13 protein-coding genes are annotated in these 14456 nt (G+C 53.3%); 6 read left to right on the top strand and 7 right to left on the bottom strand.

Going from position 1 to position 14456, the window contains the following annotated elements:
• Nucleotides 1–103: 103 nt before the first annotated feature.
• From HUV30_RS18090 to eno, 3 genes are all read left to right on the top strand, one after another.
• Nucleotides 104–556: an SRPBCC domain-containing protein gene (locus tag HUV30_RS18090; RefSeq protein WP_174406894.1), complete on the top strand. Its 453-nt coding sequence runs from the start codon at nt 104–106 to the stop codon at nt 554–556.
• 116 nt (nt 557–672) lie between these two features.
• Entirely contained in the window at nt 673–1464 is a 792-nt protein-coding gene (locus tag HUV30_RS18085; protein WP_174406893.1) for a type III pantothenate kinase, read from the top strand.
• Between the two features lie 72 nt (nt 1465–1536).
• Nucleotides 1537–2835, top strand: coding sequence for a phosphopyruvate hydratase (gene eno, locus HUV30_RS18080; RefSeq protein ID WP_174406892.1), 1299 nt, complete (start codon nt 1537–1539; stop codon nt 2833–2835).
• A gap of 144 nt (nt 2836–2979) precedes the next feature.
• Here eno and HUV30_RS18075 read toward each other — a convergent pair whose 3' ends face one another.
• The 6 genes from HUV30_RS18075 to HUV30_RS18050 all read right to left on the bottom strand — a co-directional run bounded on the left by HUV30_RS18075 (nt 2980) and on the right by HUV30_RS18050 (nt 8200).
• Nucleotides 2980–3570, bottom strand: coding sequence for a hypothetical protein (locus HUV30_RS18075; RefSeq protein ID WP_174406891.1), 591 nt, complete (start codon nt 3568–3570; stop codon nt 2980–2982).
• A gap of 9 nt (nt 3571–3579) precedes the next feature.
• On the bottom strand, nt 3580–4089 hold the full coding sequence (locus HUV30_RS18070; protein WP_174406890.1) for a hypothetical protein: 510 nt from the start codon (nt 4087–4089) through the stop codon (nt 3580–3582).
• A 1020-nt stretch (nt 4090–5109) separates the two neighbouring features.
• Nucleotides 5110–5292, bottom strand: coding sequence for a hypothetical protein (locus HUV30_RS18065; protein WP_174406889.1), 183 nt, complete (start codon nt 5290–5292; stop codon nt 5110–5112).
• 112 nt (nt 5293–5404) lie between these two features.
• On the bottom strand, nt 5405–5590 hold the full coding sequence (locus HUV30_RS18060) for a hypothetical protein (protein ID WP_174406888.1): 186 nt from the start codon (nt 5588–5590) through the stop codon (nt 5405–5407).
• Nucleotides 5580–7112: an RHS repeat domain-containing protein gene (locus HUV30_RS18055; protein ID WP_174406887.1), complete on the bottom strand. Its 1533-nt coding sequence runs from the start codon at nt 7110–7112 to the stop codon at nt 5580–5582. The genes HUV30_RS18060 and HUV30_RS18055 overlap by 11 nt, the downstream gene beginning before the upstream one ends.
• A 209-nt stretch (nt 7113–7321) precedes the next feature.
• Nucleotides 7322–8200, bottom strand: a complete 879-nt coding sequence (locus HUV30_RS18050; protein WP_174406886.1) for an AraC family transcriptional regulator — start codon at nt 8198–8200, stop codon at nt 7322–7324.
• 362 nt (nt 8201–8562) lie between these two features.
• On the opposite strand from HUV30_RS18050, the gene HUV30_RS18045 reads away from it, so the two are divergent.
• The 3 genes from HUV30_RS18045 (at nt 8563) to HUV30_RS18035 (ending at nt 12447) form a co-directional block, all read left to right on the top strand.
• Complete coding sequence (locus HUV30_RS18045; RefSeq protein ID WP_174406885.1) at nt 8563–9714, top strand: iron-containing alcohol dehydrogenase; 1152 nt, start codon at nt 8563–8565, stop codon at nt 9712–9714.
• Between the two features lie 221 nt (nt 9715–9935).
• Nucleotides 9936–11462 (top strand): AAA family ATPase, encoded by a 1527-nt coding sequence (locus tag HUV30_RS18040; protein ID WP_174406884.1) that lies wholly within the window; start codon nt 9936–9938, stop codon nt 11460–11462.
• A complete protein-coding gene (locus HUV30_RS18035) occupies nt 11452–12447 on the top strand; it encodes a hypothetical protein (protein ID WP_174406883.1) in 996 nt (331 codons plus the stop codon). Before HUV30_RS18040 ends, HUV30_RS18035 begins: the two co-directional genes overlap by 11 nt.
• A 73-nt stretch (nt 12448–12520) precedes the next feature.
• Here the strand turns inward: HUV30_RS18035 and hflX are convergent, their stop codons facing one another.
• Nucleotides 12521–14422 (bottom strand): GTPase HflX, encoded by a 1902-nt coding sequence (hflX, locus tag HUV30_RS18030; RefSeq protein WP_174406882.1) that lies wholly within the window; start codon nt 14420–14422, stop codon nt 12521–12523.
• Nucleotides 14423–14456: the final 34 nt, after the last annotated feature.

Below are 14456 nucleotides of genomic sequence, written 5' to 3'. Positions count from 1 at the left end.
ATTACTGTTCTGCCAATATAACAATGCCTGCAATCCGGCCTGCAATCCGCAGTGGCCGCGCAGAAGCTTGTTATTTTTCAGCAAACAGGGTAGGTGCCGCTGCATGTCCGGCTTGTTTTCCCATATTATGGAACGCACAATCACTGTTGAAGCCACTCCGTGGACCCTCTGGAAGGTTCTGACGGAGTTCTCCGGTTACGGTTCGTGGAACGCCCTGTATCCGGAAGCAGAGGGTGCGCCCCGCGTCGGCGCGGATATTGACGCATTCGTGCGTCTGGTCAGTGACAAACCCATGCGGACGACGCTGCGCGTCCTTGCTGCAGAACACAGCAAGGAGCTGGTCTGGATGGCCCGCTATGCGCTCCCCGGCTTTCTTGACATGACGCATTGCTTTATCATTGCACCTGTGGACCGATACGGTTCACGCTTCACGCACGGCATCCGCGTCAGCGGCATTCTCACGCCACTGTATGCCAAGGCGCTGCGCAACGTGGCAGAACCGAATCTGGAGCGCATGACACAGTCTCTGAAGGCCAGAGCTGAGGCCCGCAGATAACAAAAAACACACCGCATTCCGCCACAACAAGACCATGCACGGACTGCGGTTGCCGTTCCGGATATAGAAAGCCGCATTCAGGCAACGCCCGATTCGCCCACAAGGATAATGCGCGAATGAAAAAAACCTTGCTCCTGTTCGATATTGGCAACACCAACGTCAAGATTGGTATGGCAGATAATACCGGCCTGACAACCAGTTACGTCTTGCCCACAGACCAGCACCAGACTCCCGACTCCATCGGCCTGCGTCTTCTGGACATGGTGCGCCACGCGGGATTCGCCCCCGGCGATGTGGAAGCCTGCGTGGGCAGTTCCGTCGTACCCAGCTTCGACCCCGTCATCCGCGACGCGCTGGCAAGATATTTCAGCAAAAGACTGCTTCTTGCGCCGGGGGATATTCCCGTACCGCTTGAAAACAGATATACTCATCCCGAGCAGGTGGGAGCGGACAGACTTGTGGCAGCCTATGCGGCCCGCAGGCTGTATCCGGAACCGTATTCGCTGGTTTCCGTGGATTACGGCACCGCCACCACCTTCGACTGCGTGGAAGGCGAAGCCTATCTCGGCGGGCTGATATGCCCCGGAGTCAAGTCGGCCGCCGGAGCGCTTGCATCGCGCACGGCCAAGCTGCCGCGCATAAGTCTGGAAATTTCCGGTGATATGCCCGTGGTGGGCAGGGATACGTCCACCAGCCTGAACCACGGGTTCATCTTCGGCTTTGCCGCCATGACGGAGGGAATCTGTCAGCGGCTCGGCAACGTGCTGCAAGGCCCCATGCAGGTGGTGGCCACGGGCGGTTTCGCCCAGTCCATAGCCCGCGTTGCCTCGTGTTTTGACCATGTCAGGCCCGACCTTCTGCTGGAGGGCCTGCGCCTTTTATACATGGAAAGCGGCATCAAGGAATAACCTTACACGGCGACCTTTCCGCCGGGATAAGACTGAAAGGGCGGCAAGCGCCGCATGACAAGGAGAATGAACATGAGCACCATCGTTTCCGTTTGGGCGAGAGAAATTCTGGACTCCCGTGGCAACCCCACCGTTGAAGTGGAAGTGTCTCTGGAATCCGGCCATTCCGGACGTGCCGCCGTCCCCTCCGGGGCCTCCACCGGTTCCCGTGAAGCACTGGAACTGCGCGACGGCGACAAGAGCCGCTACATGGGCAAGGGCGTGGAAAAGGCTGTTGCCAACGTGGTGGGCGAACTGGCAGAAGCCGTTATCGGCCTTGATGCCACCCGTCAGGTGAACATCGACAACATCCTGCTGGACGTGGACGGCACCGAAAACAAGGACCGCCTCGGCGCAAACGCCATTCTCGGTGTTTCCCTTGCCACTGCCCGCGCTGCCGCCAGCTTCCTCGGCCTGCCGCTGTATCAGTACCTCGGCGGCGTAAACGCCAAGGTGCTGCCCGTTCCGCTGATGAACATCATCAACGGCGGCGAGCATGCCCCCAACAACCTTGATATTCAGGAATTCATGATCATGCCCGTGGGCGCTCCCACCTTTGCGGAAGCACTGCGCATGGGTGCCGAAACCTTCCACACCCTGAAGAAGCTGCTGGCCAAGGACGGCCACGTTACTTCCGTGGGTGACGAAGGCGGCTTTGCCCCCAACCTTGCCAGCCACGACATGGCCTTCCAGTACATCATGCGTGCCATTGAAGAAGCCGGTTACGTTCCCGGGCAGGACATCGCGCTTGCCATCGACGCCGCCGCCTCCGAGTTCTACAAGGACGGCAAGTACGTGCTGAAGGGCGAGAACAAGATTCTCACCTCTGCCGACATGGTGGACTACCTTGGCGAATTCACCCAGAAGTATCCCCTCATCTCCATCGAAGACGGCTTTGCCGAAGGCGACTGGGACGGCTGGAAGCTGCTGACCGACGCCGTGGGCGATTCCGTGCAGCTGGTGGGCGACGACATCTTCGTGACCAACCCCGACATTCTTGCCAAGGGCATTGACGAAGGCGTGGCCAACTCCATTCTCATCAAGCTGAACCAGATCGGCACCCTGACCGAAACCCTCGACACCATCGAGATGGCCAAGCAGGCTGCTTACTCAACCATCATCTCCCATCGCTCCGGCGAAACCGAAGACCACTTCATCGCCGACCTCGCCGTGGGTCTGAACGCAGGCCAGATCAAGACCGGCTCCCTGTGCCGCAGCGACCGTCTTGCCAAGTACAACCAGCTGCTCCGCATCGAGGAAGACCTTGATGACGACGGCATCTACTTCGGCCCCTTCATGGCCTCCCACTTCGGCCTTTCCGACGACGAATAAGCCGGACTGGTACGACAGAATGCAAAAGGCCGGAGCATATGCTCCGGCCTTTTTTGCGTTCCTGGCTGCGGCGGAAATCCCATTAAACGCCTACCTCTTCGCAGCCTCACCAACGAGCGCACCAACCGCGACACAATAAACCTATCACAAATAAAAGCCCGTGCCGCGCATGCATTCCCGTGCAGCTTGAAAGTTGCCGAGCACATAATACTCTTCACCTGCAATCTGCACCCGGGTATACAGATAAAACCGCTTCCGGATTGCCGTCTGCACAGCCTGCACATCCTCCCGCCCAACACAGAGCACCCGCCGTGGTCGGACTGAGGCCACGCAGAAGCGGGTATCATCCCAGTACATCCCGCACCGGAAACTATTCACATAGGCCTGCAGGCTGATAAGGGAAACACCAAGGGAAAGAAACAGAAGCAAAACAACCATAAAATCGGGAATGTAGAACACAACCCCGAGTGGATAAAAGCAATAGAAGGCGTAGACCACAACAAACAAGGTCGCCGAGGTAATACATATACGTTTGGGGACAAGGCGCACCGCATCCGCATCAACAAGGACACCCTGTTTTGCAAAACGCCTGACAAGGAGCCACCTCCGCAGGTCGAACCGGAACATGACACAACACACGTCAACCAGCAGAATCGGGATAAAGAAAAGAATGGGGATAAGGGACAGCAGCCCAGCACAGAGCACGAGCGTGTTATTTCCGAAAGCCAACTCCATGCCCGCTCCTTATGCCTTGTCCGGAGCTCGGTGCTTCCAGAGAAGGAAGCCGAACCCTGCGTTCAGTGCGACCCAATAGGCCACAAGGTATGACACCGGAAGCACGACACGGCCACTCAGCAGCAACACGAGGCCCGCAAACAATGCCAAGCTGACGGCCTTATCTTTAGCGGATGCGGGTCCCACGAAAGATGCATACCCGAACCTGTATGAAGCCTGTAGCAGTGCGGCACACACCAACAGCACCGCCCCGCAAAGGATAAGGTTCTCTGCCTCAGTGAAGTCCGCCCTGTAATCCCATTTGGATAGAGCAAAATAGACTGCCCAGCTCCCGCCTACCGCTATAGCCGCAGAGATCACCTTCGCTGCCCTTCTGCTTCCTGTCACCGCAAAAGGAACTGCCAGCACAATCGGCCCCATCATCCCTATAAGAGCATACATGAAGACGTTCCACACTTCCTGATGCCACACAAGCACCATAGCCCGCTGGGTTATATCAAGAGAAAACAGGGAGAGCATTATTCGCCAAATCATATGCCACCCACAGATATTACAGGTTGTATCAGGGCAACCTCCCGGGCTGCCCTGTTTGCGTACTTCTACCGCCCTCTGTTCCACTTTCTGCTTTCTATCTCTGCAGCTGCAGGTGGAGGTACGGGACGATCATCAATCAAGGCCACGGTAAATGCCCTCATTCCATCAACTACCGCTTCCTGCGCATAAACCAACTGTATGCGAGAATACCCACACCTGCGATAATCAGAAAAGGGGCAACCCACTCATCAATGGCGACACCCCTATTCGTCAGCTCACCGGAATAGACACCCCATCCCCCGATCATAACCATTGAGAGTCCGATAAATAATTCAAAAGGGTTCATCCTATTCGTCCTCATCACCAACCATCGTTCTCTAGATAGCCTTCTGCATAATATCCTTTACGACACCTGCTCCATAAGCTGCAGCTCCCGCCCGAGATGGCTCGTAGGGACCAGGAACAATCGCACTGCTAATAAAACCACTAGCCGCACCAACGCTATTCGCCACTGCCGCCGGATTCCCCATAACCTTGTTTGCCACATCAATACATTTGTTGCGTACAGCTTGAGCAGTAGCCTTTCTTCATCCCTATTTCCCTTTGTTCGGGCTCAGCCACACAATCAGCAGCATGACAACACCTATCACACCGCAAGCGTATGGAACCCAGCTGGGAAGCAATTTCCTATTAAAAATCACCACGTCTTCCCCCCAATGAAAGATGGCAATCCAGAGTGGAAGAAGGGCATACAGGCTATTTTTGAACTTTTGTTTACTGCTTCCTTTCACGCTTCATGCCCTTTGTAAAATGGTCAAACACATCGCGACCACTGCTCCCAATCTGTTCCCAAATATTTGTAGCCGGAATCTCGGGGTATGCAGCCCGCCAAACGGTATAAGATATCGATGTTGGAGTGCGTAATTAAAAGAAAGGCCACTAAAAGTGGCCTCACTTCACTCAAGCATACTTTGCTCGGACAGCGCGGACAAACCAAAAGATGACTTATTGCTTCTCTTTTACCAGCCAAACATAGGCGAGCATCCCAGCACCGATCGCAACAAGGGGATAGCTCACCCATCCCGGAACTGCTATCGAATGCCAGTAAAGATACTCTTCGCCTAAATTGCTGACACCAAGCAAAAAGACGAACAATCCTAAAAAACTATTCAGTATTTTTCTCTTCATTTTCCTTCAACATATGGAGATTTCGTGCGGAACGCAGGCGGTATAAGTAATTTGGTGCTGAAATGTGTAATTAAAAGCAAGGCCACTAAAAGTGACCCGTTAGCTCCGAATATCATTTCTCCATTTTCTTGCTGAGAAACGTCATGGCAAAAATCATACATCCTACAAACATGATGAGATAGGGAACCCACAGATCCACCGGTATATGCTTATATGATGGGGAGTCACTCACGCTTTCCAAAAGCCCAACCATAAAGACCACTGCACCAGCAACCCTCATCAGTATTCTATCTTTCATTATTATTGGCCTCCTTAGCCCCTTTGATGGCACTCTTGATACCGTCTCCTACCTTTCCACCGACATACTCAGAAAGACTTACCGTAGGATTTTCAGGGCCCAACATACCAGAAAGAAAATCCTGCGCCCGCTGATACCAAACAGGATCAGTTAAAACTTTGTTTGCGACTTCCAGCCCTGCAGCTCGTCCGGCCTGAGTTGCAGTTTTCCCCGCCTGAACCGCTCCCTTCACCGCCACCTTTGCGGCTTGCGGTGCTTGTTTCAATACAGCCGCGCCAAGCTCCGGCAATGCGGCAATCTCGACCATGGCACTGTTGATATTGGCCACGGTATCCAGTGGCTTATCCACTGCGGCCTGTGCCTTGGTACCGGATTTATTAAACGTATCCGCTGCGCTGGCTGCCACCTTGGTACCACCATAGCCAAGCACGGTGGCACCGGCCATGGCACCGGCAAAGGGAAGAAGAAATGCAAACAGTCCCAGCGGATCATTCGCATTCACCGGATCATCAACACAATAATCCCACAAATCGTGATCGCCGCCAGTATCGCCCAGCGGGTCCCGGGCGGTGAAACGGCCCACGGCGGGATCGTAATCGCGGTAGCCAAAACGGACAAAGCCGGTGTAACGGTCAGGCAGTCCCCCGGCAAAGCCAATGGGCATATAAAACCACTCGTTTGAGTCACTTAGCACATTGCCAAAGCTATCATACACGATTTCCTTTATCAATTCCCCGCTCTGCGACCACACCGCCCTGAGCGAGCCCACCTGATCATAACCGAGCAGATAAGTCGCCATCTCGCTGCCGGCACTCTGCATGCTGACCCCCGCGAGGTTCTCCATCACTGTCACGGCTTCCGGAAGCCTCTCTGCTCCATACTGGAAATGATATGAAAGCCCACGGATGTGATCATGATAGGTGGCAAGCCGCGTGGAATCGAGCCATACAAAACTCTCAGCCGGTTCACCGTTAAGAAAACTCGCCACAGGACCGAGCGACGCGCCGTAACGATACGTTATCTGTGTACCATCCGGCAGGCGGACAGCATCCAGACGGGTATCATCCCCGTAGAAGCAATACAGGTTCACCCTGCCCTGCTGGCGGCATCGCAAGGAACCTGCCGCGTCATGGAAGAAACGCACATCCCCCGCAGACTGCAATTGGCCATCCGGTGCATAAGAAAAACGACGCTCAGTCCCACGCCCGGCATGCCAATCGCGGATCCGCTGACCAAGGCCGTTATAGTGATACGCTTCCACCAATCTGTTGTTGAGATGAACGGTAGCCAGCCTGCCGGATGCATCGTAGGAATAGGCGTAGCGATACTGCCTGCCTCCGATAGTTTCCAGCTTTTCCCGCAGCTTGCCGTTCTCCCCCATTGTCAGGTGGATCTCCGGTCCGTAGTGCGGACGTTCAACGGTTCTGTTTTTCGCTCCCGCTCCCCATTGTCCGGTCTGCCCTCCGGACAACAGAGCGGCACGGCCTTCGACAAACATCTGATTCTGCCCTGCTGTGTGCATATCTCGCTTCCCTTCTGGTTTGTTTCCCTGCCCATCCATCGGGCAGCCTGGTAATGCATACACAAACCACTACAGCAGGTTCAATACCTCGCAACTCATTTCCCATTAATACAAAAGGCCACACCCTACAGGAACGCAGGCGCAGTCATTTCTGCACCATCCCCGCACGGCATGGCCGGTATTCACAGGATATTCAGATCAAAGACGGATCAGGCCCGCACCTCCGCAGCCTCGCTGGGCGCATAGCCGAAATGCCGTTTGAACTCGCGGCTGAACTGCGAGGAACTTTCATAGCCGACCATATGAGCGGCAACCCCCGCCTGCAGCCCTTGCGCCACCAGCAGTTGCCGCGCCTTTTCCAGCCGGATGCGCTTGAGATACTGCACGGGCGACAAGGAAGTGGCCGCCTTGAAATGATCATGAAAGGAACGCACGCTCATGTTGGCCGTCTCCGCCAGCGCGGTTACGTCCAGTTGAGAGGAGTAGCTGTCGTGCATCACCCGCAGAGCGGAAACCACTCGGGCATAGGCGCTCTCTCCACGGGCCGCCGAGGCGAGAATATGCCCCTGCCGCCCCGCAAGCACGCGGTAATAGATTTCACGCACGGCCTGCCTGCCGAGAATGAGCGCCTCTTCCCTGCTTTCCAGACTTTGCAGAAGGCGCAGCATGGCATTCTGCATAGGTTCCGTCATGGTATCGAGAAACGCGCCTGCGTGTCTGTCCGTGCCGTCCGCCTCAGCATCGGCCCCGCTGCCCAGCGTATCCAGAATCTCCCGCACCACCAGATAATCAATGCCGACCGTCACGGACAGAAACGGTTCTTCCCGCGTGGCAGCGGTTTCACACTCAAAGGGAACCACCGCAGGCACCACCAGATAGTGGCCCGTATCATAGGTGAATGACCTGTCGGAAAGGTGCGCTGTCTTACGCCCCTGCACCACAAGGCACAGGCAGGCATTGTATACCAGCGGATTCTTGGGTACGGGTGCTCCCGCCCTGTACAGCGTGACATTGTTCAAAAACGTGGGAGTCGCGCCGTCACTCTGGGCGAGCCGGACAAAAGCACTGCGCAGTGCCGGATCTGTCATGTCATTCTCCTTTCCTTCACCATATCACGCTGGTCAGCCCACCGCAGCTGGACAGCAACTGTACGGCAACCGAGCGGAACAGTGCGAAACCGTGCGGAACAGTGCGGAACCGTGCCGCGACTGGGCCGCGACTGGGCCTCACGGCCACATTCCGCAACCGCATACCACACGTCCGACAGTAGAACCACTCTTTGGCCGCGGCTTGCATGAATAGGCACGACTTCTGCAGAATCAGGTATTCAATTCTTCCGGCATGTGCGAGATTACTACAGCATACACATTGCCCGCTCACGACTTCACGCCCCGCAACGCACCGGGCACACGGGCAGCATGAAAACCCGATTCTTCACAGGAGAAACACCGTGAACAACTTCATTTACCAGAACACCACCCGCATCATCTTCGGCGAAGGCCAGATCAAGGGCATTGCCGACGCCATTCCCGCAAACGCCAAGGTGCTGGTCACCTACGGCGGAGGCTCCATCAAGAAAAACGGCGTGTACGATCAGGTCGCCGCAGCGCTTGCCGCTCATACATGGAGCGAGTTCGGAGGCATTGAGCCCAACCCGCAGTACGACACCCTGATGAAGGCCGTGGCCCGCATCCGTGAAGAAGGCTTCGACTTCCTGCTCGCTGTGGGCGGCGGATCCGTGCTGGACGGCACCAAATTCATCGCCGCAGCCGTGCCCTACACCAAGGGCGACCCGTGGAACATTCTGGCCAACTTCGAATCCGTGTCGCAGGCCCTGCCCATCGGCTGCGTGCTCACCCTGCCCGCCACCGGTTCGGAAAGCAACGGCGGAGCCGTGGTTTCCCGTGGCAGCGACAAGCTCTTCTTCGTTTCCGAACCTGTGCGCCCCAAGTTTGCCGTGCTCGACCCCGCAACCACGCTCAGCCTGTCGCCGCGTCAGGTAGCCAACGGCGTTGTAGATGCCTTTGTGCACACCATGGAACAATACCTGACCTATCCGGTCAACGCCAAGGTGCAGGACCGCTTTGCGGAAGGCCTGCTGCTCACCCTGATAGAAGAAGGTCCCAAGGCCCTTGCCACGCCGGAAAACCTTGCCGTGCGCGCGAACATCATGTGGACTGCCACCCTTGCCCTGAACGATCTCATCGGCTGCGGCGTGCCGCAGGACTGGACCACCCACATGATCGGCCATGAACTTACCGGTCACTTCGGACTGGATCACGGCAGAACCCTCAGCATCGTGCTGCCTGCGGTCATGCGCTACAGACGCACGCAGAAGGAAGGCAAGCTGCTGCAGTATGCCGAGCGTGTTTTCGGCATAACCGAAGGCACCGCCGAAGAGCGCATCGACAAGGCCATTGCCGTAACTATCGACTTCTTCCGTACCATGCAGGTGCCTGTATCCCTGACCGATGCAGGGCTTGATGCCGCCGCCATCGACAAGGCCGTGCAGAGCCTTGCGGAACACAACCGCACCGGCATGGGTGAGCGCGGAGACATCACCCCCGAAGACTGCCGCGCCATCCTGAAGCTGGCCCTGTAGTTACCAAGCGGATACGCAAATATAAAAGGCCGGAGCGGGTGCGCTCCGGCCTTATTTATAGGATAACTTGCTGTCAATAAGGAGTAAAAAAACTACCAGCATCGTCGGAATAATCTATACGGCGAAACATAACGGCATTACTACCAACACAAAAGACTTGAAAAACATAGTCGAAAAATAATAAGCACAAATTGATAACAATCAACAACATTGAGGCAAACATGATAACGGGAATTGGCATACGAAACTTCAAATCGTTCTCAGAGTATACCGAAATTCCATTTGGAAATATCACACTATTCTCTGGCCTTAACAGCTCAGGTAAAAGCACAATATACCAAGCCATCCTCTTATTACAGCAATCATTTGGGTATAACTTTTATGACATAAAAGGAAACAAATTACCTTTCTTAAAACTCAACGGGAGCCTCGTCACACTAGGAACAAACTCAGAAATTTTGAGCGACGAAAATGATAAATCAATATATTTTTATTTTAAAATTAATGAAAAATCAAAAATTGAATACACATTTTCTCTTCCAGAGAATGAACAGTCAACAGGATACAACGAAGAACTTGGAATAAACTTTTTCTTATCTAAAATAAAATATACAACACATAACAAAATAGGCTCTTACTGTGTAAGCTTAAAAAATGACACATGGGAAATCAGCGCAAATGAGATACTATCTTTTTCCAGCTACGACCTTAGCAACATATTACAAAAACATGGATTATCTATTGTAAAAAACAAATTAAAAATACACAACGACACAAGCGAAGACGAAAGATTCTGCAAAATATGCAGAATTTTCAAAAACAATGTAACTTTCAGCAATGCGCTTTGTATCGATATTTCAGATAGGAAACTGAATAAATTTAATATTCATTTTGAAGATATGAAATGCGCTTACCTAGAAGAAATACAAGAACACATAGATTTTGAAGAAATTAAAGAACAAATGTATGATCAAAGTATACACCTTGAACAGATAACACTTCTAAACACAACATCACTACAGGACGAACACCACACCCCAACCATAGAAAAAACAATACACATACCCCCATTCAGAGGTCTTCCCAAAAGAATATACCTTGACCCTGAAGAGACTCCGCTAAGCGGATATAATAGAATCAGAAATACATACATCAACTACGCCTACGACATTGAAAACAACAAACCCATAAAAGGGAGCTTAAAACAAGCAATCAACTACTGGCTTGTTGAAAAATTCAAGCTCGCCGAAAAAGTAAAAATACAAGAAACAATCCCTGGAATAAGTACAGAAATATTCATTCAAATATCAGGGAAATATACCCCTATAAACAACGTTGGATTCGGAACAAGCCAACTCATACCAACGATATTTAAAATACTATCTGGCCTAAATAACAATATATATATTGTAGATGAACCAGAAACACACCTACATCCTTCAATACAATCAATTCTTGCAGACTTTTTTCTACAACTTGCACTCACTGGAAAACACATAATAATCGAAACACACAGTGAATACCTCATAGACAAAATGATATTCAACTGCGTAAAATACCAAGATACTTCAGACAAGATAAAAATGTATTGGGTAAACAAAAAAAATGGATCGTCAAACCTCGAAAGCATCTCATTCGATGAGTTGGGATTTATCAAAAACCAACCAGAAGGCTTTTTAAATGAAAAAAAGAAAATGGTCGAAGAACTCAACAACATTCGAATAGCGAGACTGTCCAATGGACAATAGCTTCACCACCTTAGCTTGCCCATCTCCAGAAATAGAAGCATCTCTATGGGACCCGACAAACAAAACAAACGCTGAGCTTTTTTATACGATAAAAAATGAAATACAAAATATCAAGAGCTTAATTTTTCTTGCCATTCCTATAGAAATTAAGCCAGCTTTTCACTCCAACATGTTGCTAAATATGTTTATGGAAACAATAGAGTCTGACCCACAAATCAACATAGGATTTGTCAAATCACCACATAGAGATGGATGCAAAAACACCAACACATTAAATTTATTTCCAAACGAACACACCGCACCAGCAATATACAACTTCATTGCATCAACAGTTCACAATGAAAAACTCCCTTTTTCTATAGGCGGAACTGCACAGACAATCAAAAAAGAAACTTGCAATGCATGCGGAAGAGGCAAACCATGCTCAATAACAATAAACATACCACAAATAACAGCCAACAACATAAACACATTTAAGACAAGAATAAAACAGATATGCCAGACAACAATAGACACATGGTACACATCCAAACCCGACACAGACCATAACAAAATCAAAATATTATCCTATCTACTCGCATGTTTACACGATACCCCAGAAAATCTCCTACCCAAACAAGACAGCTATCTCCTACATCCTGACATTATCCACGACATCCGGAAGTCAACAACACCGCTAGAGCACATTGTATTTTCATTATTCAGATCATATGCATATCCAAGCAGAACATCCCCTGAAGGAAGAGCCATCACGCACAGCATAGACTGGCACCCAAACACACCCAAACTAATCAATGGATACACACTTTATCGAATAGATGTACTCCCCCCAACACGTACGGGGATTAAAACCAGTGGCCCAAGGCGGTTACTTTTAGGAGTAAAAAACAACACTAAATACTACCTTGCCTATACAGACTCGCATGACTTTTCTCGCGATCTCATCACTACCCGCACATCGCTAGCCAGCAATCTATTTTTATGATTTATTTCGCGACTAACAAAAGGCCGGAGCGTCGCCGCTCCGGCCTTTTCACATACTTCAAACAACATCACTGCTACTGAATGATTCCCTTGCCGTCGCCGTCCCAGGCGTCCCATTCATCATAGGGGACATCCTCCACGACCTCTTCGGCCATGATGCCCTGATACTGCACAAGCCCGCGCTCCCAGTCCACGCGGGAGACAATGGCCTTGGAAAGATCATCCAGCCCTTCGCCGCTGCTCGCGCTGATGGGTATGGCCTGCGGGTAGGAATACCGCATGCCCTGACGGGCCTCTTCGTCCAGCGTATCCCACTTGTTCAGAATGAGTATGGTGGGAATATCGTGCAGCCCCAGTTCGTTCAGAATGGATTCCACGGCGGTAATCTGCTTGTCCACCTCGGGATGTCCGGCATCCGCCACGTGCAGCAGCAGGTCGGCGGCTTCCAGTTCTTCAAGGGTGGCCTCGAAAGCTTCTTTCAGTTCTCTGGGCAGACTGCGGATGAATCCCACGGTATCCGTGAGAATCAACTCGCGCTCCATCGGAAAACGAAGCCTGCGGGTGGTCGGGTCCAGCGTGGCAAAAAGCTTGTTTTCCGCCAGCACATCGGAGTTGGTCAGAGTATTCAGCGTGGTGGACTTGCCCGCGTTGGTATAGCCCACCAGTGCGGCCACAGGCACGCGGGCCTTTGCGCGGCGGTCGCGGGCGTATGAGCGCTGTTTGCTCAGCGTCTTCAGCTCGCCCTTGATGCGCGCAATGCGGTCGCGGATCTTGCGTCGGTCCGTCTCCAGCTTGGTTTCACCGGGACCACGGCCGCCGATGCCGCCCATCAGCCTGTCCATGGCGCGGTTCTTCCCCACAAGGCGGGGCATGGTGTACTGCAGCTGGGCCATTTCCACCTGCAGCTTGCCCGCACGCGATGTTGCATGCTGGGCGAAAATATCGAGAATGAGCTGGGTGCGGTCCAGCACCTTGCGCTCGGTGGCATCCGTCAGGTTACGCAGCTGCGCAGGCGACAGTTCGCCGTCAAAGACCACAAGTCCGGCGTTCCCCTGCAGGCACAGCACCTCAAGCTCGGCCAGCTTGCCCTTGCCCATGATGAACTTGGGGTTCATCTGCGGCACACGCTGGATGATCTGCCCCACCACGGCAATGCCTGCGGTACGGGCCAGTTCGCGCAGCTCTTCCAGATAGGATTCCTGCACCTTGCGCGGCTGGGTGCTCACGCTCACCAGAACGGCGCGTTCTCCATCGCCGTCGGCCACGCGGGCATCGGTGAGAGCGCGCGCCATTTCATCTTCCAGCGCCTCGGTCTGGACATTGAAGTCCACCTCAACCCTGTCCCACGGCTCCAAGTCGTGCAGGGTGTAGGGCTTGGGCCCGTCGGGCAACACTTCTCCCCTGCGCGGCGCGCGGCGGCTGACGGAAACGACTTCTTCTGCCCCGGTGTCATCGTCCTCTTCCTGCCGGGTGGGCAGCAGATGCGCAAACTGAAACCGCGCCGGAGAGCCAAACTCGTCCAGCGTGAGCACACTCACTGAATCGAGCCGCAGAAAGAGCATGTCCATCAGGTCTTCCTGCGACAGCGGCGTATCCGTGAGGTGGGTATGCATGAGGCGCAGACCGCGCAGACGCCCGCTGCCCAGACGGGCGCGGGGCAGTTCGGGAATGTAGATGGCACCGGTGTCGCCCACGATGACCAGCTGCGGCCGCCCCTGACGGTCGATAAGCAGACCTATCTGGCGGGCAATGCTGGCGGAAAGCGCGGCAAGTTCGCGCCCCTGCTCAAGCGTGTAGCCCCCCTGCGAGGGGTATCTGCGGGTATAGAGCCGCTGCAGCGCCTTGAGTTGACTGGGCTTGAGCCCCTGAGTGTTGCCGAGAACGGAAGCTATGGCGTGCTCCTTCTGGAACGGGTTGTGAAACAGGGAACCGCCGTTGCGGCTCCCGAATACGCGAACGCCCCGCAGGCGGGTCATGCCCGGCCTGCGGAGGCGGTTACGTCAGACACAT

The sequence above is a fragment of the Desulfovibrio subterraneus genome (genome assembly GCF_013340285.1).
In the GTDB taxonomy this organism is placed as follows: domain Bacteria; phylum Desulfobacterota; class Desulfovibrionia; order Desulfovibrionales; family Desulfovibrionaceae; genus Halodesulfovibrio; species Halodesulfovibrio subterraneus.
Note: the sequence above shows the minus strand (reverse complement) of the source record. Positions and strands in the feature narration are given on the sequence as shown.

Bases quoted from the DNA above. Each gene is read 5' to 3' on its own strand.
- HUV30_RS18090 (WP_174406894.1), top strand. From the start codon at position 104: ATGTCCGGCTTGTTTTCCCATATTATGGAACGCACAATCACTGTTGAA.
- HUV30_RS18085 (WP_174406893.1), top strand. From the start codon at position 673: ATGAAAAAAACCTTGCTCCTGTTCGATATTGGCAACACCAACGTCAAG.
- eno (WP_174406892.1), top strand. From the start codon at position 1,537: ATGAGCACCATCGTTTCCGTTTGGGCGAGAGAAATTCTGGACTCCCGT.
- HUV30_RS18075 (WP_174406891.1), bottom strand. From the start codon at position 3,570: ATGGAGTTGGCTTTCGGAAATAACACGCTCGTGCTCTGTGCTGGGCTG.
- HUV30_RS18070 (WP_174406890.1), bottom strand. From the start codon at position 4,089: ATGCTCTCCCTGTTTTCTCTTGATATAACCCAGCGGGCTATGGTGCTT.
- HUV30_RS18065 (WP_174406889.1), bottom strand. From the start codon at position 5,292: ATGAAGAGAAAAATACTGAATAGTTTTTTAGGATTGTTCGTCTTTTTG.
- HUV30_RS18060 (WP_174406888.1), bottom strand. From the start codon at position 5,590: ATGAAAGATAGAATACTGATGAGGGTTGCTGGTGCAGTGGTCTTTATG.
- HUV30_RS18055 (WP_174406887.1), bottom strand. From the start codon at position 7,112: ATGCACACAGCAGGGCAGAATCAGATGTTTGTCGAAGGCCGTGCCGCT.
- HUV30_RS18050 (WP_174406886.1), bottom strand. From the start codon at position 8,200: ATGACAGATCCGGCACTGCGCAGTGCTTTTGTCCGGCTCGCCCAGAGT.
- HUV30_RS18040 (WP_174406884.1), top strand. From the start codon at position 9,936: ATGATAACGGGAATTGGCATACGAAACTTCAAATCGTTCTCAGAGTAT.
- HUV30_RS18035 (WP_174406883.1), top strand. From the start codon at position 11,452: ATGGACAATAGCTTCACCACCTTAGCTTGCCCATCTCCAGAAATAGAA.
- hflX (WP_174406882.1), bottom strand. From the start codon at position 14,422: ATGACCCGCCTGCGGGGCGTTCGCGTATTCGGGAGCCGCAACGGCGGT.